This is a genomic window from Granulicella sp. L46 (genome assembly GCF_009765785.1).
Lineage (GTDB): Bacteria > Acidobacteriota > Terriglobia > Terriglobales > Acidobacteriaceae > Granulicella.
In genome coordinates, this window is the sequence record NZ_LMUT01000025.1 from 497478 (window position 1) to 518999 (window position 21522).

Sequence of the window (21522 nt, forward strand, 5' to 3'; positions counted from 1 at the left end):
AGGGATTTCAAACGGTCCAATCGGTCGGGAATAGCACAACTCCCGCCGATGCATGAGCAACTGAAACTCCGACGTTTCTCCACATGCTAATCCGTGGGGAAGGGAACGAATCGATCGACGCAGGAGTAGGGAGTTCCTTTGGTTGGCGAACCGGAGATGGTTGCGTCGGTGCCAGCGGGAAGCTGGAGATTGCTTCCACCCGGGCCGAAGACGACGTCCGCATTGTCGAAGGTGTAGGTGTACGGCGTATCCGGGGCCATACTGTCCGTAAGGAAGACTCCGTCGAGGTTAACCTGCGCGCGATGGTCATGATCGTAGCCATCGAAGAGGATCTTGCCGCCTCCAGAGATGCTCACGTTACGCAGCGTGATGTCGCGGAAGGTGGGGGGGGAGTTTCCCTTGACTGGACCATTTGCCGCGTAGGCAGCGGTGATATCGAGCGGGCGGCCTGAGTTCCGAATGCAGATGCCGTCGTAGACGACGTCGTGCACCAGGCCGCCTTTTGTACCCATGGACTTGATGCGGATGCCCGAGTCGGTGCCGTCCAAGGTGAGGTCCGTGACGCGAATCTTACTGACTCCTTCCATCGTCTCGGAGCCGATAGACATACCGTGTCCCCAGTAAAAGTGGTTGTGAATCACGGTCATGTTGGTGACGCCGCCGGGGCCCCCCTTGATGGCCACGTTGTCGTCTCCTTCTCTAAAGAAGGAGCGGGTGATGGTGATATTTTTCGAGCCATTCCCCGGATCGATGCCGTCGGTATTTCGTGAGAGAGGATGAAGAGTATTCGCGATACGTTGCACGGTGTCGATCTTGACGCCCCACACGGTGAAACCATCGCCTGCGTTGTAGGAAACGTGAAAGTTAGGCGAGTTTCTCAGTGTAATGCGGTAAAGGGTAAAGTTGTCGGCATGGTCGGTAACGATCAGGCGGCTGACCTTCTGGCCGGCATTGTCTTTGAGAGCCTGTTCGCCAAGGTCCCACGCAGACGTGGTTGTGCCGAGAATATGCTGGCCACCTCTTCCATCAATAACTCCATCGCCCATGATGCCGGCACGCGACACATGGCTCACCGTGATCAAAGGCTTACATCCTCGCCCGGGATCTTTGCTGACAATCCCGCAGCTGCCTGGAGAGATCTCCAATACCTTGGGGTCGAGCGTCTCGAAGAGAGTGGCGCCCTTATCCACTACAAGGGTCACTCCTTCGCGAAGCTCAAGCGGGCCACTTACAAATGCGTTGAACCTACCCTGAGCCTGGAGGACAACGGCTTTTCCTTTTCCGCAGCTGTCGATGGCTTTCTGAATCCGATCTGTATCGAGCTTGCTTTCGTCGGCCGCTGACAGCGTGTTGTAGGTGCTGTCGCTGATCGAGGTGAGGTGAGCGTCAAGTTTGGTGCAGAAGGTTGGAATCACTGGTTCCGTAACCGTGCGTGTATCCTGCGCCGCTGCGGCTGGTGACAAACAGAACGCCAGTACCACCAGGGTCGATGAGTATCGTTGCATGCCTGCTCCTTCGTGCTTTGTGGTGCTAAGCGGAGTTGAAGAGCGTGAGAACGGGTCCAGCCAACGCCGCTGGTTGCCACTGCAGCAGTAGGCGGTCACTTCGCTTCCTTGATTGGATCCCAGCCGTCTGTGCCAGCCAGGAAAATTTTCGTCTCGAACCGCTTGGCCTGCGCGGCCGTTAGCTGATGAGAATGCGGATCGCGAGCAGTCGGGTTGGCACCGGGGCCACTTGACTTGTATTCGGCGTAGAAGACCGTGTCGAGATTATGAGTCTCGCCGGGATGCCACTCGCGCCAGCCCGCTGGTTCGATGTGGGCTCCCATCTCGGTGTGGAGGAAGACCACGGACGCGTATGGGCGCCAGGGTCGACCAAGATAGACATGGGCCTCCCCAGGTTCGGCGGTCAGGCGGCAATGGTTGAAGACGAATGTGGACTGTTGATTGGGTAGATACTTGCCCTGCGCCGTGAGGTAGCCGCCTGCGACATGTAGCGTACTGCGGATCTCGCATTTATTGAAGACAGCGTTGCCGTCACCATAGATGAAGTCGACGTTCCCGGCAATGACACAGTGCGTAAAGTAACTGCGTGTGGGCACCGGCGTACAGGGTGTCTCGGTAGCGAGTGGGGCGGGTTGCGCAATCGACGGGGAAGATGTTGAGTTGGGAGCCGGTGTCCTCCGGCTTCCTGTCTGACCACAACCGCGAGCGCCGATGTAGAGCGTGTCCTGGTTCGCAAGGATGCTGACGTGGCCGAGAATGTTTCGGTCGCCTTCCAGGTTAAGCGCCTGCGCCTGGGATCCAGCGAACGCCTGTTCGTGCGTGCGGTTGAAGTCGTTCTGAAATGTGAGGTTGAAGGCATGGAAGTCGCTGCCGAGCACATGAACGGTTGCGTAGCTCGGCTTGGTGCCCCGCGTCCCTTGGCTGGTGTCGTCGACCAGGATCGTCTCCGCTGGGTTTGCCCCCGTTCCGCGCAGCGTCACGTGGGACTGATTGATGATCACCTGCTCGCGATAGATACCGGGGGCAATGAGAACTGTCCCACCTGTAGGAGGAACGGCATCGACCGCCGCCTGGACCGTTTTGTACTGCGCCGAGCCGTCGGCGGCAACGCGAAAAACGGATGGCATCGGTGCTTGAGCCTTGCAGTGCAACCCGATTGCAAGGAATAACCCACTCGTAAGAAGGCCTAGTGCGCCATAGCGGCGAACCATCGTGCAGATGAGCATGGCTTCTCCTGTCGTCTCAATCGTCGCCTTCCCCGGTCTGCTAACCCCATCGGCGCTGCGATCACCGCGCTTCCCCCAGAAAAACAGGCCTTATGTGTCGCTCAAATAAGTTCGTCGTCACATTCCGCGCCACAATCGCTTCGTTTTCCCTGAGTGCGTCAAGGTATCGCGGCCCCATCTTTGCCGCCACCTTGAAACCAACGTGTAATAGTTGCCGAAAACTAGGGTTATACGCCGGATTCGTTCCGTCATGTCGCAGCGCACCGGTAAACTCGTCGCTACTCCAGCCGTTCACTTCGTCCGGCCACGGTAATGCCGAACGATCGATGTCGATGACCGTTGCATACGGTGCGGTCAACTCATCGGCGTGCGCAAAGGCTTCCGCATAAATCTCCTTCGCCGCCGCGAGGCCATCGCCCCCTGACTCCGCCAATCCAATCAGCTCTTCCAACCAGGTCGTTCCAGCCGTCTTCAAATGCACACCCGCACCCGAACTCTGCACAGCCTCATGGATCACCTTATAAATCGAGAATTTGTCCGAACCCGAATGCACGCTCAGCTTCAAGTTCGTGGGCAGATGATATCTCTCTACCGCATAGGCAATTGCCGCTATATCTTCCCTGAATTCGCGTGCAAACGTAGGCACGTCGCCAACGTAATCCACGCCCTTGTTGAATCGACCGGTAAACTTCGGCGCAATCGTCTGAATCGGAATCCCTTCATCCGCAATCATTGCGAGCACTGCCAGCAACTCAACCGGCGTCTGTGCAGCATTGGTCTCGTCCATCGAAATCTCGGCAACAAATCGTCCCTCGCCTTTGCTCTCCTCAATTGCGCGATAGATCCTGCCAGCCTCCTTCACCGCCGCCAGAAAGTTATTTGCCACGCTCCGCAGATACTCCCGATCCACCTCGAACGGCGCATCCACATTCGGGATCAACACCCTGCCGGTCAATTCACCATGGCGTGCAATAAACGCGTCGACGTCCATCGCGTGGGCCGGCTGACCAATCATGTCTGCGACGTCCAATGTGAAGAAATCGCAGGGTTCAATAAATCGCCCAACCGTCTTCAACTGAATATGGTCTCCATCCACAAAGTAAGGCCTGGTCCACTTCAAATCCTTCACCGCTATATCCGCAGCAACCCGCGCCGCGCGTGGCTCCGAGCCGATAATCACGTGCTCGCGATTGGACTTGTTCCAAACCGGCACCACTTCCACTCCGGCATCCAGCGCTAGAACGCATGCTTGCAACTGCGCCTTCGCCTGCATTCCAAAACGGTCTCCCACTCCGATCGAAAATAGCGGAAGTGTCAGGTTTTGGTTCATGTCGTTCTCCTCCGCCGCGCCACGTGCGGCGATTGCTCTGTACTGCCTTTCAACGATGCTTGCGCGTCAAATGGAACGAAACCGCATCACACTACCCGTCACGACCGCTGTTCCGAGTTCATCATCGTTTCGTCCTTACTTCAGGTTTCCGCGTACGCCGGCACCAATCTGTACATTCGCACCGTGCGCCGCTGTCACCGTAAAATCGGTTGCGCTTACATCCGCGTACTGCACAATCGCGCCCATTTCTCCATAAAGATGAACGTGGATTAACTTCAGATTGCGAATTCGCGATTCCGGCAGTCCCACAATCAGTGCCGCCTGACGAGCACCTGTTGCCGTCACGTTTTCAATCGTGATGTCGTCAAACATTGGAGTTAGTCGAGTAACCTTCTCCTCGCTGATCGTGTCCGGCACCTTGGGATAAAACTCGCTGATAAGGATGGGCGTCCGAACGTCTTCCATGGTGATATCTCGAAAGACAAAGTGACCGATCGCGGCATTCCCGCGATCACGATTCGACTTCACCCGCACACCTTGGTCCGTACCCTTGAAATGTATTCGTTCTGCCCGAACATCCTGCACGCCGCCCGCAATCTCGCTCCCAATCGAAAGCCCATGTCCATGCAGAAACGTGCAGTCCGTGATCACGATATGACGCGACGGCGCATCAGGCCCAGGAGAATCCGGCTGCCCACTCTTGATCGCTACGTTATCGTCACCCGTATCAATCGTTAGGTGGTCGATAACAATATTCGAGGACGAAAACGGATCGATGCCATCCGTATTATGCGAACTCTGCGGCGCCAGTACCTTCATATTCGTAAAGGTCATGTCGTCCGAGTAGTACGGGACAATCTGCCACATCGGCGAGTTCTCCACCGTCACCCCACTCATGTGAACATGCTTGCAGTGATCGAACACGATTAGTCGAGGCCGCGGATCATGCGGCTTATCCCACCACGACTCGCCTCTTCCATCGATCACGCCCATGCCGTCGATCGTCACGTCCTCAGCGTTTGTTGCCGTCAACAGCGCCTGCTTACCCTTGTCCTTGAACTCCTCCTTGTCAGGATAATCAGCATGATCTGCGCTGCCCGCCAACGTCGTGCCTTCCGCAATCCGCAGCGTCATATGGCTCTTCAAAATCAGCGGTGACGATACGTACACGACCCTACCGTCCAGCGACACAATCCCTTGATGCGTTCCGCTGCAATCATCAATCGCCTTCTGGATTGCGATTGAATCGTTGGTAGCGCCATCCCCCTTCGCTCCATACTGTCGCACAGCGCAAACCTTTGCAGCGCACGCATTGCCCGCGAATCCCACACCAGCGGCTATCAGCAACGCATTTCTCAGCATCGGTTTCATCATCATCTCTCCTCAACAAAAGTCGCTGCAACGATTCCGCATTTCTCCAATCAAACGCGACTCAACTCAAAGCTTGTACGCACGGCGAACCAGGGTGCTTGTCAGATCGCGCGTCGCTTCATCATGCCGAGCAGGTATCGAAAGAACGCTCGGGTATCGATGTCGGGTCACGAGTCTGGCAACGTTGCCGGACCCAGCCGATATTAGCAATCGAAATAATCCACGTCAAGGCAATGGCGGATGCATGGGAAGGTTTGTAAGTGTACCCGAATCCCCGCAGGCTGTTAGTATCGTTCAGCATGAAAGAGACGAAACGTCCTACCATCATCGACGTGGCGCACGCGGCGAACGTCGGGGCATCGACTGTCTCACGGCATGTGCGAGGGGGCAAGTCGGTTAGCCCGGAAGTTGCAAGACGGATCGAGATTGCGATTGCACAGCTGGGATATGAGCCAAATACCCTGGCTCGCAGCCTTAGAGTTGGCAGAACCCAGACACTCGGTGTGTTGTTTCCGCATGTCAATAATGTGTTCTTCGGCAACGCCCTTCGTACGATTCAGACCGAAGCTAGAATCAACGGCTTTACGGTGATGCTGCTTACTCACCAAGAGGAAGCGAAGCTGCAGCAGGAGCAACTGGCGTCGCTCAAGCGCTCGCAGGTGGATGGAATCATCATGGTCCCGGCCGCAGAGACCAACGTTGCACAGGTGCGCGCTCTGCTTGGCAATACACCGGTCGTAGCATTTGACCGCTCCCTCGGCAGTGCGGTCGATTCGGTGCTCCTGGACAACTACAGAGCGGCACGTGAGGCAACCGAGCACCTACTGGGCCATCGGCATTCTCACATCGTCGCCGTGAACGCACCGTACAAGTTGCAGCCGCTGCAGAGCCGCTTCAATGGATACAAAGAGGCGATGGAAACGGCGGGGAAGCACGCGGAGACGATCGTCTGGCATGAATCGGAGCAGCTCCGGAAGGAGCTGTGCGCAGCCTTGCAGAGAAAACGTGAACCGGCGACAGCCATCCTCTCGATGAGCTATTCGGTCACGCTTGCGGTCCTTTCGACTTTGCGCGAATGCCACATCGCGCTGAGCAAAATCGGGTTTATTGGAATAGACGATATGGAGTTCGCAAACTTCATCCATCCCCCGCTGACGACGCTGGCGCAGCCTTCGGAGCAGTTTGCGCGGCTTGCATTTCAGCAGCTGCTAGGGCGTACATCAGGCTCTAAGGAGAAGCCGGTTCACGTAGTAGTCGCCGGCAATATGATGATTCGATCTTCCTGCGGATGTAAATCGGCTTCTTCCAGAAGTCTGTAGTCCTTCCCCCCGTCTCCACTCGCATGGCGAGAGGTTATTGGGCTTAGCGTCGACGCCTGCGAGCTAATCTTCCCCCATTAAAATTTAGCTGTTGACGATCGCTGATTGTTGCGTCTACTATTCGGCTGATCATTTGGCCACGTTGCCAGATTATCCGAAATGCAGACTCGTGGCGTCCGAAACGTCATCATTAACAGCCGCTACTGAACAGATAGAGAATCCCAGGAACTTATAACGTCGCCGAAACATGGTGAACTCCGAACGAAAGTGGAAGCCAGCGCAATGCCAAAGATCGATAAGCTTGAAGATGACGTGGTAGGACTAATACAAGAGCGGCAAGAGACGCTAGTCAGTCCAGAGTGCGGAGAAAGAAGCCTCCGATCCTGGCCAACCGGGCTGCGCCGAGCCTATTCCGTTTGTGCGGTGTTGATGCTCCTGCTGCCTGCGGTAGCGCGAGCGCAGATCGGTGGCTCGGGGACGATCGAGGGAACGGTTACTGATTCCACCGGAGCTGTGATTGCGGGCGCTAACATTACGGCACGGAATGTCGCCACGGGTGCAGAGATGGTTCGCACCAGCAACTCCGACGGCCGTTACAACATCTCGCCGCTCGACGTGGGCGAGTACACGGTGAAGATCAGCGCCAAAGGATTTAAGACGTTGTTGCGCGAAAAGCTTGAGCTGAACGGCATGCAGGTGCTGCCGCTCGACGCTGGGCTGCAAACGGGCGCGGCCGACGTAACGGTGACTGTGACCACGTCACCTCCCCCGCTGGAGACGGAAAACGCGACCCTCGGAGCCACCATGGAGCACGAGGCCTACACGTCCCTCCCGCTCGAGATGGGCGGCGCGAATGGGGTCAGCACCGATCAGCGGCGCGTGACCGACTACGCCATCATGATGCCGGGCGCGACAAACAACGAGATCAAGAACAACGAATCGGATGAGCCGATGGTGGTGAACGGCTATTCGAGTGGCACGACCATGTACGTCGAAGGCGTTCCGCTGGAGTCGGCTTCGACGGCTGGCGATCCGCGCTTCATCTGGCCGGCCTTCTCTGTGGAGACGATCAATCAGTTCCAGCTCAAGACAACCGGCTACTCTCCCGAGTACCAGGGCGTCGGCGTTGAAAACTTTACCATGAAGGTCGGCACCAACCAGATTCATGGCAGCGTCTACGACATCTTCCGCAACACGGCACTCGACTCTGCAGGCTTCATCCCCGCACAGTACCCGGCGAACTATCCCGATCCGAAGCTTGCCGGCGCGTATTACAAACCCCCAGAACACATGAACGAGTATGGCATGACCCTGGGCCTACCGATCTGGAAGAACAAGATCTTCTTCTTTGGCAGTTACGCAGGATTCCGCTACTCAACACTGACCAAATCCCAGGTGCAGACCATCCCGACGCCCGCAGAGCTGTGCGGCGACTTCTCCGCCGTCGGACAACCCATATATGATCCCACCACGCAGACCGAGACCGGTACTAACTACTCGCGCAAACAGTTCATGGGTGCAAGCTATACGAGCGCCGGTTGCGGTACAGGCCCTGTAATCGCCAACGTCATTCCTCAGAACGAGCTTTCGCCCATTGCGGAGTATCTGCAGAAGTTCATGCCGGCGCCAAGCAACTCGAACCTCACCAACAACTATTATGGCTCGTACGCCTGGGGTCTCAACAACTGGTCCACGGCGGATCGCCTTGACTTTGACATCAATGACAAGCATAAGGTGAACGTGATCTTTGCCATGGGCCGCCAGGGTCTCATCGGTCCTGCGGGCAGCCAGACAACAAACGTAGCGCCGCTGCCGTATCTGTATGCCAAGAATTATTCGCCGATCTCGAAGGTTGTGATCCTGGAGGATACGTACGTTCTCAAGAACAACCTCGTCAACCAGTTCAAGTACGGCGCGGCACAGTATCACTCGCCGGACAACAACCCGACGTTTGGAATCCCCGAGTTCGCCGCCACGGCAGCTGGCATCACCAACCTTCCCGCCGGCCAGGCTTCGGGCAGCTTTCCTTACGAGAAGTTCTCCGGCGGCCCACAGGCGTTTGCTCCATGGGGACCGCAGACCGGCTACGTGGGCAATACCAATGCCTTTACGGTGCTCGACAACATGCAGTGGATCAAGGGACGTCACGCCTTCACCTTCGGCGGCCAGGTTGAGTGGATGGAGTACAACTACCTCTATGCCGACACCGGCAGTACCTTAGCCACACTGAACTTCGGTCTGAACGAGACGGCGCAGGTGAGCGGCTCTTCGGCAACGGCGAAGTCCAACACTGGCCTTCCCTACGCAAGCTACCTGCTCGGCGCAGTGGACTCTGGTACCTACACGGAGTACGCGCCGATTGCGCAGGAAACCGGATCGCGCTACCGTCCCTTTGCCTTGTATGCCAATGACGACTGGCAGGTAACTCCCAAGCTAACCGTGAACATCGGTCTGCGCTGGGATGTCATGCCACCCTTCCGCGAATCTGAAGACCGCTTCTCGTTCCTGAACCCGACGGCCTCCAACCCCGTCACCGGCTCGCCGGGCATACTCCAGTTCGCCGGCAGTGGAACAGACAGTTGCCATTGCACCACACCGCTGCAGACCTATTACAAAGACTACGGTCCGCGTCTGGGTTTTGCCTGGCAGATTAACCCGGGCGTCGTGCTGCGTGGCTCGTATGGCATCTACTATGGCCACGGTGGCGGTACCTCCGGCGGCCAGACAACACTGCCTTCAAGCAACATGGAGCTGGGCTATGCTGCATCGCCTAATCCGACCAGCGAGGGACTATCGCTTCCGGCCTTCTATCTCAACAACAGCCCGTACTTCACCGGCGCGGGCCTAGCCAACACGGCATTTGGAACCAGCACGATTGCTGCGCCGCCGGTCTTCAACCCCTCCTACGCAACCTACTACTCCACCAACGCTGTCTCGCCCTACAAAGTCTCCTCGAGCCCTGCCTATCTTGATCCGTTCTACGGTGGACGCACGCCGACGTTCGAGGGATGGTCGCTTGGCTACCAGATTCTTGTTACGAAGGATATGACGGCGACGATCAGCTACGTAGGCAACCAGGGCCACTTCCTGGTGCCGACGGGCAGCCCGCGTGGCTACTGGAGCGATCAACTCGATCCGAAATGGCTCTCGCTCGGCACAACGGTGCTCGGCTCCGCTGCCGCGACGAATATGCCTGCGGGAACCTCACTGCCTTATGCGAGCTTCAACGGTACGGCCGCCCAGGGATACACGGTAGGCCGCGCACTTACTGCCTTCCCGCAGTACTCCGGCCTGGTGGATCAGCTCCCCGCGGTCGGCAACTCCAACTACAACGCATTGCAAGTCTTCGTTCAGCAGCGCTTTAGCCATGGCTTCAGCTTCATGCTTAGCTACACCTGGAGCAAGTCGATCGACGATGTGGGTACCTTCCGCACCGGGTACGCTATTCCGGCCGGCGTGCTGTTCAACAACGGCAAAGCCTGGGCGATCGACCGCATCGAGCGTTCGCTCAGCACCCAGGATCAACCGCAGAACCTGGTTCTTACCGCCAACTACGATCTGCCGTTCGGCAAGAACGGCATCGGCTCGGGCAACGCCTTCGTACGCGCCATCGGAAGTGACTGGCGTTTCTCCGGCATCCTCACGGTTGTCTCGGGCAATCCGATCGCGCTGACCGGTGCTGCCTGCACAGGCCTAACCGGACAGGGAACCTGCATGCCAGGCTACGCTCCAGGCTTCACCGGCTCGGCGCGTCAGCACGGCAAGTGGGGACAGGGCGCCACTCGTACGACTTTGGCGTCGATTCAATACATCAACCCAGCCGCCTTTGTGGAGGTTCCCGCACCCTACATCGGTAACGTAGCACGCACGGCTCCAGATGGACTTCGCGGACCTGGCAACTACGACATCGATGCCAGCATACGCAGGACTTTCAGTATCTGGAAGGGTGGGCGCGTCAAGTTCGTCTTTGATGCCTCGGTATTCAACGCGGTCAACCATGTTTGGTTTGGAAGCCCGGCCAGCACGGCTGACGGCTCGATCGGCAGTTCGGTCGGGTCGGCAAGTCTGGGTACGGTAGCGGGTCAGGCAAATAACCCGCGGCAGTTTCAGTTCGCGGGCCACATCAACTTCTAACTCAACCTCAACATGAAAGCGGCGCGAAGCTCCATGAGTTTCGCGCCGCTTTTTTCCCACCCGATCATGAGCGTCCAGTCACCATGTACCCTCATGCAAGCGAACCCAAATGCGTTTCTTCCGTATCACCTTCTCCCGCGCGATCGTCTTGTTTCTCTGCCTCACGCTTTGTCGCGCGGCTCTCGCACAACAGCAGCCGTGGTCTCAGCGCATGGCTGACTCAGCCATCACGCTCAATGTCGGCCATGGCGATGAGCCGAGCGCTCCGCTGAAGTGGAACTACGAGCTTGCAACGTTTCTGAATGGGATGGACGCCGTCTGGTACAACACTGCCGACGATGCGTACTTTCGCTTCATCAAGCACTCCCTGGATACGCTCGTCTTGCCCGGCGGGTCCATCCCCACATACAACGCCTCCGCCAATACACTCGACAATGTTGCGCTGGGCCGAGAGTTGCTCCGGCTCTATCGCGTGACGTTGGACGATCGTTACTACAAGGCCGCAGTATTACTTCGTAGCCAGCTTGCGGAGCAGCCGCGCAACGCCTCCGGGGGCTTCTGGCACAAGAAAATCTACCCCAATCAGATGTGGCTCGATGGCCTCTACATGGCTGAACCGTTTTACGCCGAATATGCCTCGGTGTTTCACGAGCCGCAGGACTTCGCTGATATCACCCGGCAGTTCACCCTGATGGAAGCGCATGCGCGTGATCCGAAGACCGGCCTGCTCTATCACGCGTGGGATGAATCTAAGCAACAGGGCTGGGCCGATCCCAACACGGGAGCATCGCACGTCGTCTGGGCGCGGGGGATGGGTTGGTACATGATGGCTCTCGTCGACACGCTTCCTTACTACCCGGAGAATGATCCAGGCCGGGCGAAGCTCATCGCGATCCTTAACCGCACCGCTGAGGCGATTGCACGAGTGCAGGATCAGCGCACGGGGCTCTGGTCCCAGGTGCTGGACAAGCCCGGTGAGGACGGCAACTACTTCGAGTCCTCCGCGGCGTGTATGTTCGTCTATGCGCTCCAGAAGGGCGTGCGGCTCGGATATCTTCCCGAGCGCTACGCAGCCAACGCGCAACACGGCTGGCAGGGAATCCTCGACAAATTTGTGCAGACCAGTGCGAATGATTCCGTCACTCTCACCAGTACAGTGAAGGCTGTTGGTCTTGGTGGCACCCCGTATCGTGACGGCAGTTACAACTACTACATTCACGCGCCGATCGGCAGCAACGATCCAAAGGGCGTTGGAGCGTTCCTCCTGGCCGCGACGGAGATGGAGAACGCGCCAGCCGCCACCAACCTCCGCGGGGACACCGTGCTCGTCGATGCATGGTTTAACAGCCAACAGCGCAAGAACGCCGCTGGACAGACAGAGTACTTCCACTACAAGTGGAACGACTTCTCCAACGATGGCTACTCCCTATTCGGCCACCTCTTTGAGCGTGAGGGTGCGACACTCGGCACGCTCTTCGCTGCGCCAACGGCATCCAATCTGAAGCACGCGCAGATCTATATCATCGCCTCACCAGACAATCCAGCGAAGAATCCTCATCCGCACTACGCAACCTCGCGCGACGGCGCGGAGCTTTCAGCATGGGTACAGAGGGGAGGCATTCTGCTTCTGCTCGAAAATGACCCTGCCAACGCAGATATCGAGCATTTCAACAACATCGCAGATCGTTTCGGCATTCACTTCAATGCGGTCCTGAGCCACCATGTCGTCGGTACCGACTACGCCGCCGCACAAATTCCAGTGAAGCCTGATGGCGATCTCTTTCACTCACCGCACGTGCTCTACATGAAGGACACGTGCACTATCTCCATCTCCGCGCCAGCCCGAGCTCTAGTCACCGATCGCAACGTCATCGTCATCGCCACGGCAAAGTACGGCAAGGGCGCAGTCCTCGCGGTTGTAGACCCCTGGCTCTACAACGAGTACACCGACGGCCGCAAAGACCATCCGTCAGGGGACAACTTCGCGGCAGGCAAAGAACTCGTTCGCTGGGTGATCGCGCAGCGCACCGACCACACACAGGAAGCGCGATGAGCCGAGTGCGCCCAGCTCCTCGGCGCAAACGCTTGCAGCGTTCAACGACAACGATCACATCGTCATCAAATTAACGAACAGGAGCCTTTGTTGAGCAGGATGCGGAGCATGCAAACAAACCGCCGAGGATTTCTTCGAGCCGCCGCCAAAACGTTGGCCGCGCTCCCACTCTGGCCTGCAACGCGCGGCATCTCAGCGCAGCGCGCATCCGGCGATCCAGCGAGCCCTGCCGCCCCCTCAGTCAGTCTCGACATCAAAGAGTTTGGAGCCGTCGGTGATGGCAAGACCAACGACACGCTTGCCATTCAGCAGGCGCTCGATCGCTGCAGCGTCCTTGGCGGTGGTCAGGTCTGCGTACCAAGTGGCGAGTACCTGACGGGCGCTATCATGCTGCACTCCAATACGACCTTGCACCTAGATGCAGACGCTTCCTTGCTCGGATCACCAAACCTGGCCGACTATCCGCTCACACAAGTGCGTTGGGAAGGCCACTGGGTGAAGGGCTACATTGGCCTAATATCTGCCGTGGATGCCAACAACATCGGCCTCACGGGAAGGGGAAGAATCGTTGGAAACCCCGCCATCAAAGGTCGTGTGGACGCACAGAACGGACTGCGCCACCCGGCTCTGCTTGAATTCGTCAACTGCAGCCGCCTCCGCGTGGAAGACTGCGTGACGGAACAGAACGATATGTGGTCGATTCATCCTGTCTACTGCGACGACGCTCTCTTCCGTAATGTCACCGTGCGCGGTGGTGCCGACGGGATCGACGTGGACTCATGCAGGCACGTTGTAATCGAAAGCTGCACCTTCTCGACCGGAGACGATTGCATCTCGCTCAAGTCGGGCCGCGGCGCGGAAGGCTACGCAATCAATCGACCCACCGAAGAGGTGCGCATCAGCAACTGCACCTTCGCCGATTCGCACTGGGCCTGCGTCGGCATCGGCAGCGAAACCTCCGGTGGCATTCGCAACATCCATATCGATCATTGCAAATGCATAGCCGCACGGACCTTTGCTATCTATATTAAGAGCCGGCCCGGACGAGGCGCATTCATCGAAAACATCTACGTGAGCGATCTCGATGTGTCCGGAGCAGAACAAGGGTTTCTGCGCTTCAACATCCTGAACAGCGGGAAACAGGATGAGGCAGCGGTTCCAGGAGAACAGGGAATTCCGACCATAAGAAACTTCAATTTCAACAATATTCGTGTCAAGGATGTGCCAGTGCTGGTCGATGGAGTTGGAATTGACCCTGACAAGCCGCTTGAAGGTTTATCCCTCACCGACATAACCGGTACCTGCGGCAAGGGGATCTTCCTTGCGAATATTAAGCACGCCGTGCTGCGAAATATCGGAGTGACCGGGTATACCGGCGCGCTGCTCAACACCTACAACGTAACGGGAGTCGGGCTCGCCAAAGCTGCTCCTCTGGAACCCACAAAGATCCCCGCTCCAATTCCAGCACCAGCCCAACCCTATTTGCTGCATTGAGAAACCAGGCAGATGGAAAACGAGTCGAAGCATCAGCGGTCTGCTTAGTAAAACGAGTCTTATCCCCGAGCGCCATGTTGAAATCTATCCGTTCAGTTCTCCGCATCTGTGCTGCAGCCTCTATTCTTCTCCAGGTCGCTGTCGCACAGAACACCCCGCAGCCAGCCGCGGCCGTCCACCACGACGACGGCAATGCAGCTAATGCCGGCCGGGTCAAGCTCAACGGCTACCTCGACGGTATCGCAGCCGAATACATCGCGAGCCGCAATGCCACGGTCGCTGCCATCAAGACGCGCGCTCAAGCAGAGGATCGCCAAGCCATGGTCGGGAAAAAGATCATGTCCCTCATTGGCAGTCTCCCGCAGCGCACCGCACTGAACGTCAAGCTCATGGGAGTTACCCAGGCCGACGGTTTCCGCATCCAAAAGCTGATTCTGGATAGTCAACCCGGCTTTCACATCCCGGCCTTGCTCTACCTTCCAGACGGACATCCAGCTGATCAGAAGCTTCCTGCCATTCTGATCTCTCCTGGCCATGCACCGAATGGAAAGGTCAGCGACTATACCTCCGCAGCCATCTTCGCTCGCAACGGTTTTATCGTTCTCTCCTACGATCCCATCGGTCAGGGGGAACGCCTCCAGTATCCAAATCCCAAGGATCCAAATCAGTCGCTGGCAACTCGTCCTACGGGGGAGCACGGCGAAGCAAGTCTGCAGCCCATGCTGATCGGAGATACTCTGGACCGCTACATGCTCTGGGACGCGATGCGCGGTATCGATTACCTAAGCAGTCTTCCCCAGGTCGATTCAAAACGCATCGGTGCCTTTGGTTGTTCCGGCGGCGGAGCGATCACTGCTCTTCTCGGAGCACTCGATAGGCGGGTGGCTGCCATCGCCGTCGCCTGCTACACCACATCGTTCGATACACTGCTGCCTGCTCTGGGCCCGCAGGACGGCGAACAATCGATCCCACACTTCATCGCCTCGGGCTTCGACTTCCCAGACTGGGTTGAGCTTGCAGCACCGCGGCCGTACGCCGTCGTCGCCACATATTCTGACATGTTCCCATTTGCTGGCGCGCGTTCAACGGTCATCGAGGCCCGGCGCTTCTACTCACTCTTCGATCCCAGCAGCGCCGGTGTTCCATCCGGCACAAGCTCCCATGCGGTTCCGCCAACGCCTGCCGGACCTGCGCTGAACGCCGACACTACAAATGAAATTCCTCTCACGGCCCCTCTGCAATTCATCACGGGTCCTGGCCATCACGGTGCCCTTGGGGCAATCATGGGCGAGATCGTGGGATTCTTCATCCGGAACCTGAAGCCAGAAGCCGATGCGACCCATCCCATCCTTCCTGTGCCCGCTAATGGAGTTCTCGGTCCGATCGGTCCGCCAGCCAGTCTTCCAAAGGAGGCGTTGCAGGTCACCGCAACAGGACAGGTTGCCGCCAGCTACCCAGATTCCGAAACCGTCTTCACTCTCAATCGGAAGCGTGCCGCTAAAATCCTTCCCCCCAGTTCGCGAAGGCTGAGTGGACAGAAATTAGCTGAAGCCATTCGTGATGCTACCCAGACCTCGGTCGTTCCCGGAACGTCAACGTTCGACGCAACCCTGTTGGCCGCAAAGACCGGTGACTTCACCCTCCCTTCCCGCACGGGAATCGATCTTCACGGGGAGCTCTACGTTCCTTTGACCGCCGGCCGTCACCCTGCGGTCATCCTCCTCGTTCCCGATTCGATCGAGGGGAACAGCTCCACTGATCGCTCGAATAAGGTTCGGTTCGAATCGCTAGCCGCTCCTGGCAATATCGTGCTGGCCATCACCCCGCGTTCGTCGCCTCCCGGCACAGACGACATGAAGTCTCCTATCCTTGGGCCTTTCTATTTACTCAGCCTTCGCGCGGATCTGGTTAGCCACACACTCGTGGGCATGCGCATCGACGACGTCGCACGCATTACCGATTACCTCGCGAGTCGGCCGGATGTCGATCCGGCTCGGATCACCGCCACCGGCAGCGGACACATGGGCCTGGTGCTACTGCACGCCGCTGCCCTCGACCCACGTCTGAAGCACATCACCGTAGACCACGTCCTCACCAGCTATCGCAGCTTGATCGATGCCCCTATGCCCATCGGAGCGCCTGAGGACATCATCCCCGGTGTCCTTCTTCACTATGACATCCCTGACCTCGTTCGATCACTAGGCATACCAGGAGAAGCACCCTAAATACAATCGTCAAGAATGAATTTGCGATGCCAGCACCAACCGTCCGTCTCAAAATCAGGGTCAAGCTTTCCAATGGGAGCGGCGCCTACGTTGATGCAGTCTTCGTCTCAAACAACAAGCTCAAGCCCATGCATGGCCTCGTCAACGGCAAGCCACAAAACCACCCGGAAGGGGTTTACCATCTTCGATATCTCAGGGGAGGCAACCGAGTCTGGGAGTAGGTCGGCCGTGGGCCGAGAGGAGCCAATCACGTAAACGATATCAAACCATCGAACAGAGATTGGATCAGGTTACGCGTGCTCTTCTGAGAGAGTTCGGTACCAAGGATCCTCTGTGTGACGGCGAGACCATGAGAGAGATTGATCATTACCGTCATGAACTCATCCGGCGTCAATCTCGAAGAGAGATCAGGAGATCGCAAGAGGTCCCTGAAAAGCTCTACACCATCGCTACGCTGCAGCCGATGCGTTTCAATGAAGCTTTTCCGGATGGATTCACTTCGAAGGGCTCCGACTTCGAATTCAGCGCGAAGCACAATCCAATCATGGTCCGTCACCAGGTCGGCAAGGGCGTCCCGAAATTTCTTCACACGCTTTTTAGGGGACGGCTCGTCCTTCAGCAGGGAACGGAAGAAATCCAGGCGGCTCGCCTGTTCCTCACGAATTACGGCGACAAACAGTTCTTCCTTTCCGTCGAAGTTGGCGTAAAGGGCGCCCCGGGAGTATCCAGCATCTTCGGCAATCTTCTCCGCGACGGCGCCGCCAAGTCCGAAACGCAAAAAGTGTTTGCGCCCCACGGCGATCAGGGTGGCGCGGGTCTGCGCCTGGCTTTCCTCGCGGGTGAGCCGCTTTCGCGGCCTTGCGGTGCTCACAAACGATCTCCTTCCAGCGATTGCCGTCGCGATCCATTGATGATGCGGAGTTCGAGGAGCACTCTGCATCCAGATACGATAATAGCCGCGACCGCCCTTAGGCGGGAATCAAGCTGACGATCAACATTGCTGCGATTCCCACCATCACTGCGATTGCGAGAAGCACATACAGCAGATAGACCATCGGGATGTCTTCAACGTCGTTTTTCATATTGCTTCCTCCTTAGCCATTTGCGCAGACAAGGTGTTCGCAGAGTGGAGTCAGAACCAGGCCAACCCGCGGCGTACGAGCACTAACCCCATAACGAGACACGCGACTGCGGTGATTCGCAATGTTGGGACAAACGCTGTCGCTAGCCATGCAAGGTATGCAGGAAGAGCATTCTGACTGGGTTTTAGAAGGACTCCCCAGATCCCTGACGCGATACAGACGACGCCCAATAACACGCAGATCCACTGCTCGATAGCAATAATCATCACGAATCGAGAGTCCTTTCGCGCCTCCTTCCTGCTCTTCTTCATCCCTTGTTCCGCACCTGATGGTCCCTCATCGTCGAGGCGGCCAATGTGTTGATAGCGACTATCCGCATCGCCATGGATCTGAGACATGCTCCGGGTTGTCGATAGTCGGCCTGCGCCTGTGTGAGCCTTCATAGATCGCTCCTGCAACCCACCTTTACATACAATACGCTTTCAGATACATTATGTCTTTGAAGAAAGATGGAAAGGCCTCTTTATGGACAGGGAGTGCAATGGCAGCAGAAGTATCTAGTGACGGGCAGTGGAAGCCTCACGTCAACCCATGGCTCATCGCTGCGACCGTTGCCCTGGCAGCCTTCATGGAGGTCCTCGATACCTCCATTGCCAATGTTGCCCTCCCGCATATTGCCGGCGACCTCGGTGCCAGCACCAGCCAGGGAACCTGGGTCCTCACCAGCTATCTTGTCTCCAACGCCATCATCCTTCCGGTTGGTGCATGGGCATCGAGTGTCATCGGCCGTAAGAATTTCTTTCTGCTCTGCATCGCGATTTTCATCGCCGCCAGCTTTCTTTGCGGTATCGCGCCGACACTTCCGATTTTGCTTTTGGCTCGTGTTCTTCAAGGAGTCGGAGGCGGCGGCCTCCAGCCTATGGCGCAAGCCATCATGGCAGATTCATTCGAACCGAGAAAACGAGGCCAGGCCTTCGCGCTTTATGGCCTCGTCGCCGTACTAGCGCCCTCCCTCGGCCCGACGATCGGCGGTTGGATCACGGACAATTACTCGTGGCGATGGATCTTCTATATCAATTTGCCGGTTGGCATTTTCGCTTTCTTCCTGGTCAGCCGGCTGGTCCAGGATCCTCCGTGGATCAAAGCCGACCGCGCCAATCTTAAGAAGCTGGACTACATAGGCCTGAGTCTCCTGACCGTCGCCATGGGCGGCATGCAGATCATGCTCGATAAGGGTGAAGAGAACGACTGGTTTGCCTCCGACTTGATCCGCACCTGCGGCGCCCTCTTTATTGTTGGGATGGCCGGTCTGATCTGGTGGCAGTGGCGGGCCAAAAACCCCATCATGAATCTGCGGCTCTTCAAGTACAAGAACTTCGCCATTTGTTGCCTGTTGATGATCCTGGTCGGCGGCGTCTTGAATGCTGCAACTGTGCTTGAGCCGCAGTTCCTGCAGCAATTGCTGGGCTATACGGCAACCCGCGCCGGAGAAGCACTCGCGGGCGGAGGCGTTGCCCTGCTCGTCGTTATGCCTCTGGCGGGAGTGGCTACAGGCAAGTTCCCGGCAAGGAACATGGCTGCATTCGGGTTCGCTTGTTTTGCCGGTGCGTTCTATTACACCTCAACGCACTTTACGCTGACGATGACTTTCGGCTTCGCATCCTGGTTGCGAATTCTTCAGATGTTTGCGATTCCTTTCGCCTTCATCGCCATCACCAACGCAGCCTATGTTGGGCTCCCGAAAGAGGCGAGCAATCAGGTCTCAGGGATCATCAACTTCGTCCGCAACGTCGGCGGCAGCATCTTTATTGCCGTCACCGGTGCGATTGTTACCAACCGCTCACTTTTTCACCAGGCGCATCTGCAGAAATACATGCAGCCGGGCAATCCCGCCTTCGTCAACCGGCTAAACGCGCTTACTACTTACTTCGGAGGAAGCGGAAAAGGGCCGGGTCCCGGCCTCATGGCACGAGCTGAGATGTATCAGCAGCTCAATCAACAGGCGAACGCGATGGCCTATCAGGATATCTACCGTCTGCTCTCGTGGATGGCATTGGCCATGATAGCGTGCGCCTTCATCCTGAGTAAGAACAAGCCCGGCGAAGGGGCTCCTAAAGGGGAAGCTATGCACTAGAGACACACCTTGTTATGAAGCCGGCATTGCCGGAAGCCGTTCCAGTCAGGAGATAGAATCCCATGTGCGCGAAAGAAACGAGCTCCAGTGTTGAAACTCAACAACGGAATCACCATGGCGCCGCAGTCGGAGATCACGGTCATTCAAACGCAATGATCGGAGCAGGGAATCCTTCCTACATCTGGTCCACCACGAGTCAATTTCGAGGACGATAACCTTCTTTCGAAACGGAGAGTCATACGTTTTGCTATCCTGACCCCACCTACGAGGTCCCTGGCCGTGCTGAAGTTGACGCTCCTGGCAATCTTCCTTCTTCCCGCCGCCACCTTCGGTCAGACACCAACACCCCCACCACAGCTCTCACCGAAAGCCGCCTACGACGACGCCGTCCATCCCCTCGAACTCACCCGGCGATCCATGTCCAACTGGTCCGACACAGAAATCGCCGCACTCACCGTTTCGATGGCTCATGCGAGTGCCGGCTGTGCCGCTCGCGATCCCCAGACCTTCGCCGGCTCCGACCTCATCGACCTCGCCAAACTCTGCGCCCTCGGCCAAAACTTCCCCGCTGTTATCGAAGCCACCACTCGCTATATCGGAGCCGACGCACCGAAACCCCTGCTCACACAGGCTTACGCCGGCCTCATCGATGCCCAACTTCACATCAAGGACGAGACCGCAGCCTTCAACTCCGCCCAGGCTATGCTTGCCGCGGTACCCTACGACACTCTCACGGCCGAAACCCTCAACGAAGCCATCAACTTCATGCAATTCCTCTATACCAACGACGCCCTCACGCTCGCTCTTGCCCGCCAACCCCACCTCCTCGCTCTCCTCGCCACAACCGCAAACGCCACCACGGCCAGCTATCCTGGCGCTGAGCCTCCACAGTCTCTCCACGACCTCTACGCCGACGGCATCGCCCTCGCCGCCCTCCAGCAACTCGACAAAGCCCGGCCTGCGTCGATCACCGCAACTCTCACCGCCCTCAACGCCGCCCTTCCCGCCATCCTCACGCCCGACGACGCCATCCCCATCGACCTCGTTCGCCGCCGCTACGCGCTCCTCGGCCAGCCGCTTCCAAATCTCGCCCGCCCCGCCCATCCCGCCGATTCTCACAAGCCGGTTGCCCTCGCCTCCCTCAACGTCCCCAGCAAGTTGCCAGAACTCCCAGCACCCAACGCCATCACCGCGCTTCTCCTCTTCCCGGACTGGTGCGCGCAATGCATTCGCATGGCCACCAAGCTCCCTCCCACAGTCTTTACCGTCGCCGGACACGAAGCCTATCTCTACGGCCTCCTGGCGCAAACTGTGCCATCCAATCCCACGCCTGCCACCCCCGCGGCGCTCACCGCCATCACTGCAGCCGACGCTGCTAACTATCTCCGCGGCACCCCTACCCTAGTCGTTGATCCCTGCTTCCTCGATCAGTTCGGCGTCAACGATCCCCCGTTTCTCATCGTCACCGATACACAAGGTATCCTCCGCGTCCTCCAGCCGCAATTGCCCACATTGGCGCCCTGTGGCCTTCCCCTCTGCTCCCGTCACCCTTCCCGTTTCCAACCACCAAAAACCCTTCGCCCACCACCTCCAACACTCATTAACTCTCGTTCCTCATTCCCATCTTTGTTTCTCATCTGAGAGGTGCA

12 protein-coding genes are annotated in these 21522 nt (G+C 57.7%); 7 read left to right on the forward strand and 5 right to left on the reverse strand.

Features of this window, described 5'->3' with window-relative positions; translation table 11 throughout:
• Positions 1-86: 86 nt before the first annotated feature.
• The 4 genes from GSQ80_RS22065 to GSQ80_RS22080 all read right to left on the reverse strand — a co-directional run bounded on the left by GSQ80_RS22065 (position 87) and on the right by GSQ80_RS22080 (position 5438).
• Positions 87-1505 carry a glycoside hydrolase family 28 protein gene (locus tag GSQ80_RS22065; RefSeq protein WP_158789782.1) on the reverse strand — a complete coding sequence of 473 codons (1419 nt, stop codon included), beginning with the start codon at positions 1503-1505 and terminating at the stop codon, positions 87-89.
• 95 nt (positions 1506-1600) lie between these two features.
• The gene (locus GSQ80_RS22070; RefSeq protein ID WP_158789783.1) at positions 1601-2731 is read right to left on the reverse strand and encodes a pectinesterase family protein; all 1131 of its coding nucleotides are present in this window, start codon (positions 2729-2731) and stop codon (positions 1601-1603) included.
• Positions 2732-2792: 61 nt separating this feature from the next.
• A complete protein-coding gene (locus GSQ80_RS22075) occupies positions 2793-4061 on the reverse strand; it encodes a tagaturonate epimerase family protein (protein ID WP_158789784.1) in 1269 nt (422 codons plus the stop codon).
• 135 nt (positions 4062-4196) lie between these two features.
• A complete protein-coding gene (locus GSQ80_RS22080) occupies positions 4197-5438 on the reverse strand; it encodes a glycoside hydrolase family 28 protein (RefSeq protein ID WP_254059855.1) in 1242 nt (413 codons plus the stop codon).
• Positions 5439-5731: 293 nt separating this feature from the next.
• Between GSQ80_RS22080 and GSQ80_RS22085 the strand changes: the two genes are divergently transcribed.
• The 5 genes from GSQ80_RS22085 to GSQ80_RS22105 all read left to right on the forward strand — a co-directional run bounded on the left by GSQ80_RS22085 (position 5732) and on the right by GSQ80_RS22105 (position 16657).
• Positions 5732-6751, forward strand: a complete 1020-nt coding sequence (locus GSQ80_RS22085) for a LacI family DNA-binding transcriptional regulator (protein ID WP_158789785.1) — start codon at positions 5732-5734, stop codon at positions 6749-6751.
• A 282-nt stretch (positions 6752-7033) separates the two neighbouring features.
• The gene (locus tag GSQ80_RS22090) at positions 7034-10885 is read left to right on the forward strand and encodes a TonB-dependent receptor (protein WP_158789786.1); all 3852 of its coding nucleotides are present in this window, start codon (positions 7034-7036) and stop codon (positions 10883-10885) included.
• A gap of 109 nt (positions 10886-10994) precedes the next feature.
• Positions 10995-12938: a glycoside hydrolase family 88 protein gene (locus GSQ80_RS22095; RefSeq protein ID WP_158789787.1), complete on the forward strand. Its 1944-nt coding sequence runs from the start codon at positions 10995-10997 to the stop codon at positions 12936-12938.
• A gap of 108 nt (positions 12939-13046) precedes the next feature.
• Positions 13047-14432 (forward strand): glycoside hydrolase family 28 protein, encoded by a 1386-nt coding sequence (locus GSQ80_RS22100; RefSeq protein WP_254059856.1) that lies wholly within the window; start codon positions 13047-13049, stop codon positions 14430-14432.
• Between the two features lie 74 nt (positions 14433-14506).
• Positions 14507-16657 (forward strand): acetylxylan esterase, encoded by a 2151-nt coding sequence (locus GSQ80_RS22105; protein WP_158789789.1) that lies wholly within the window; start codon positions 14507-14509, stop codon positions 16655-16657.
• Between the two features lie 247 nt (positions 16658-16904).
• On the opposite strand, the gene GSQ80_RS22110 is transcribed toward GSQ80_RS22105, so the two are convergent.
• Entirely contained in the window at positions 16905-17528 is a 624-nt protein-coding gene (locus tag GSQ80_RS22110) for a TetR/AcrR family transcriptional regulator (RefSeq protein ID WP_158789790.1), read from the reverse strand.
• 752 nt (positions 17529-18280) lie between these two features.
• On the opposite strand from GSQ80_RS22110, the gene GSQ80_RS22115 reads away from it, so the two are divergent.
• Positions 18281-19873: a DHA2 family efflux MFS transporter permease subunit gene (locus tag GSQ80_RS22115; RefSeq protein WP_158789791.1), complete on the forward strand. Its 1593-nt coding sequence runs from the start codon at positions 18281-18283 to the stop codon at positions 19871-19873.
• 279 nt (positions 19874-20152) lie between these two features.
• On the forward strand, positions 20153-21514 hold the full coding sequence (locus GSQ80_RS22120; RefSeq protein ID WP_158789792.1) for a hypothetical protein: 1362 nt from the start codon (positions 20153-20155) through the stop codon (positions 21512-21514).
• The last annotated feature ends 8 nt before the right edge of the window (positions 21515-21522 follow it).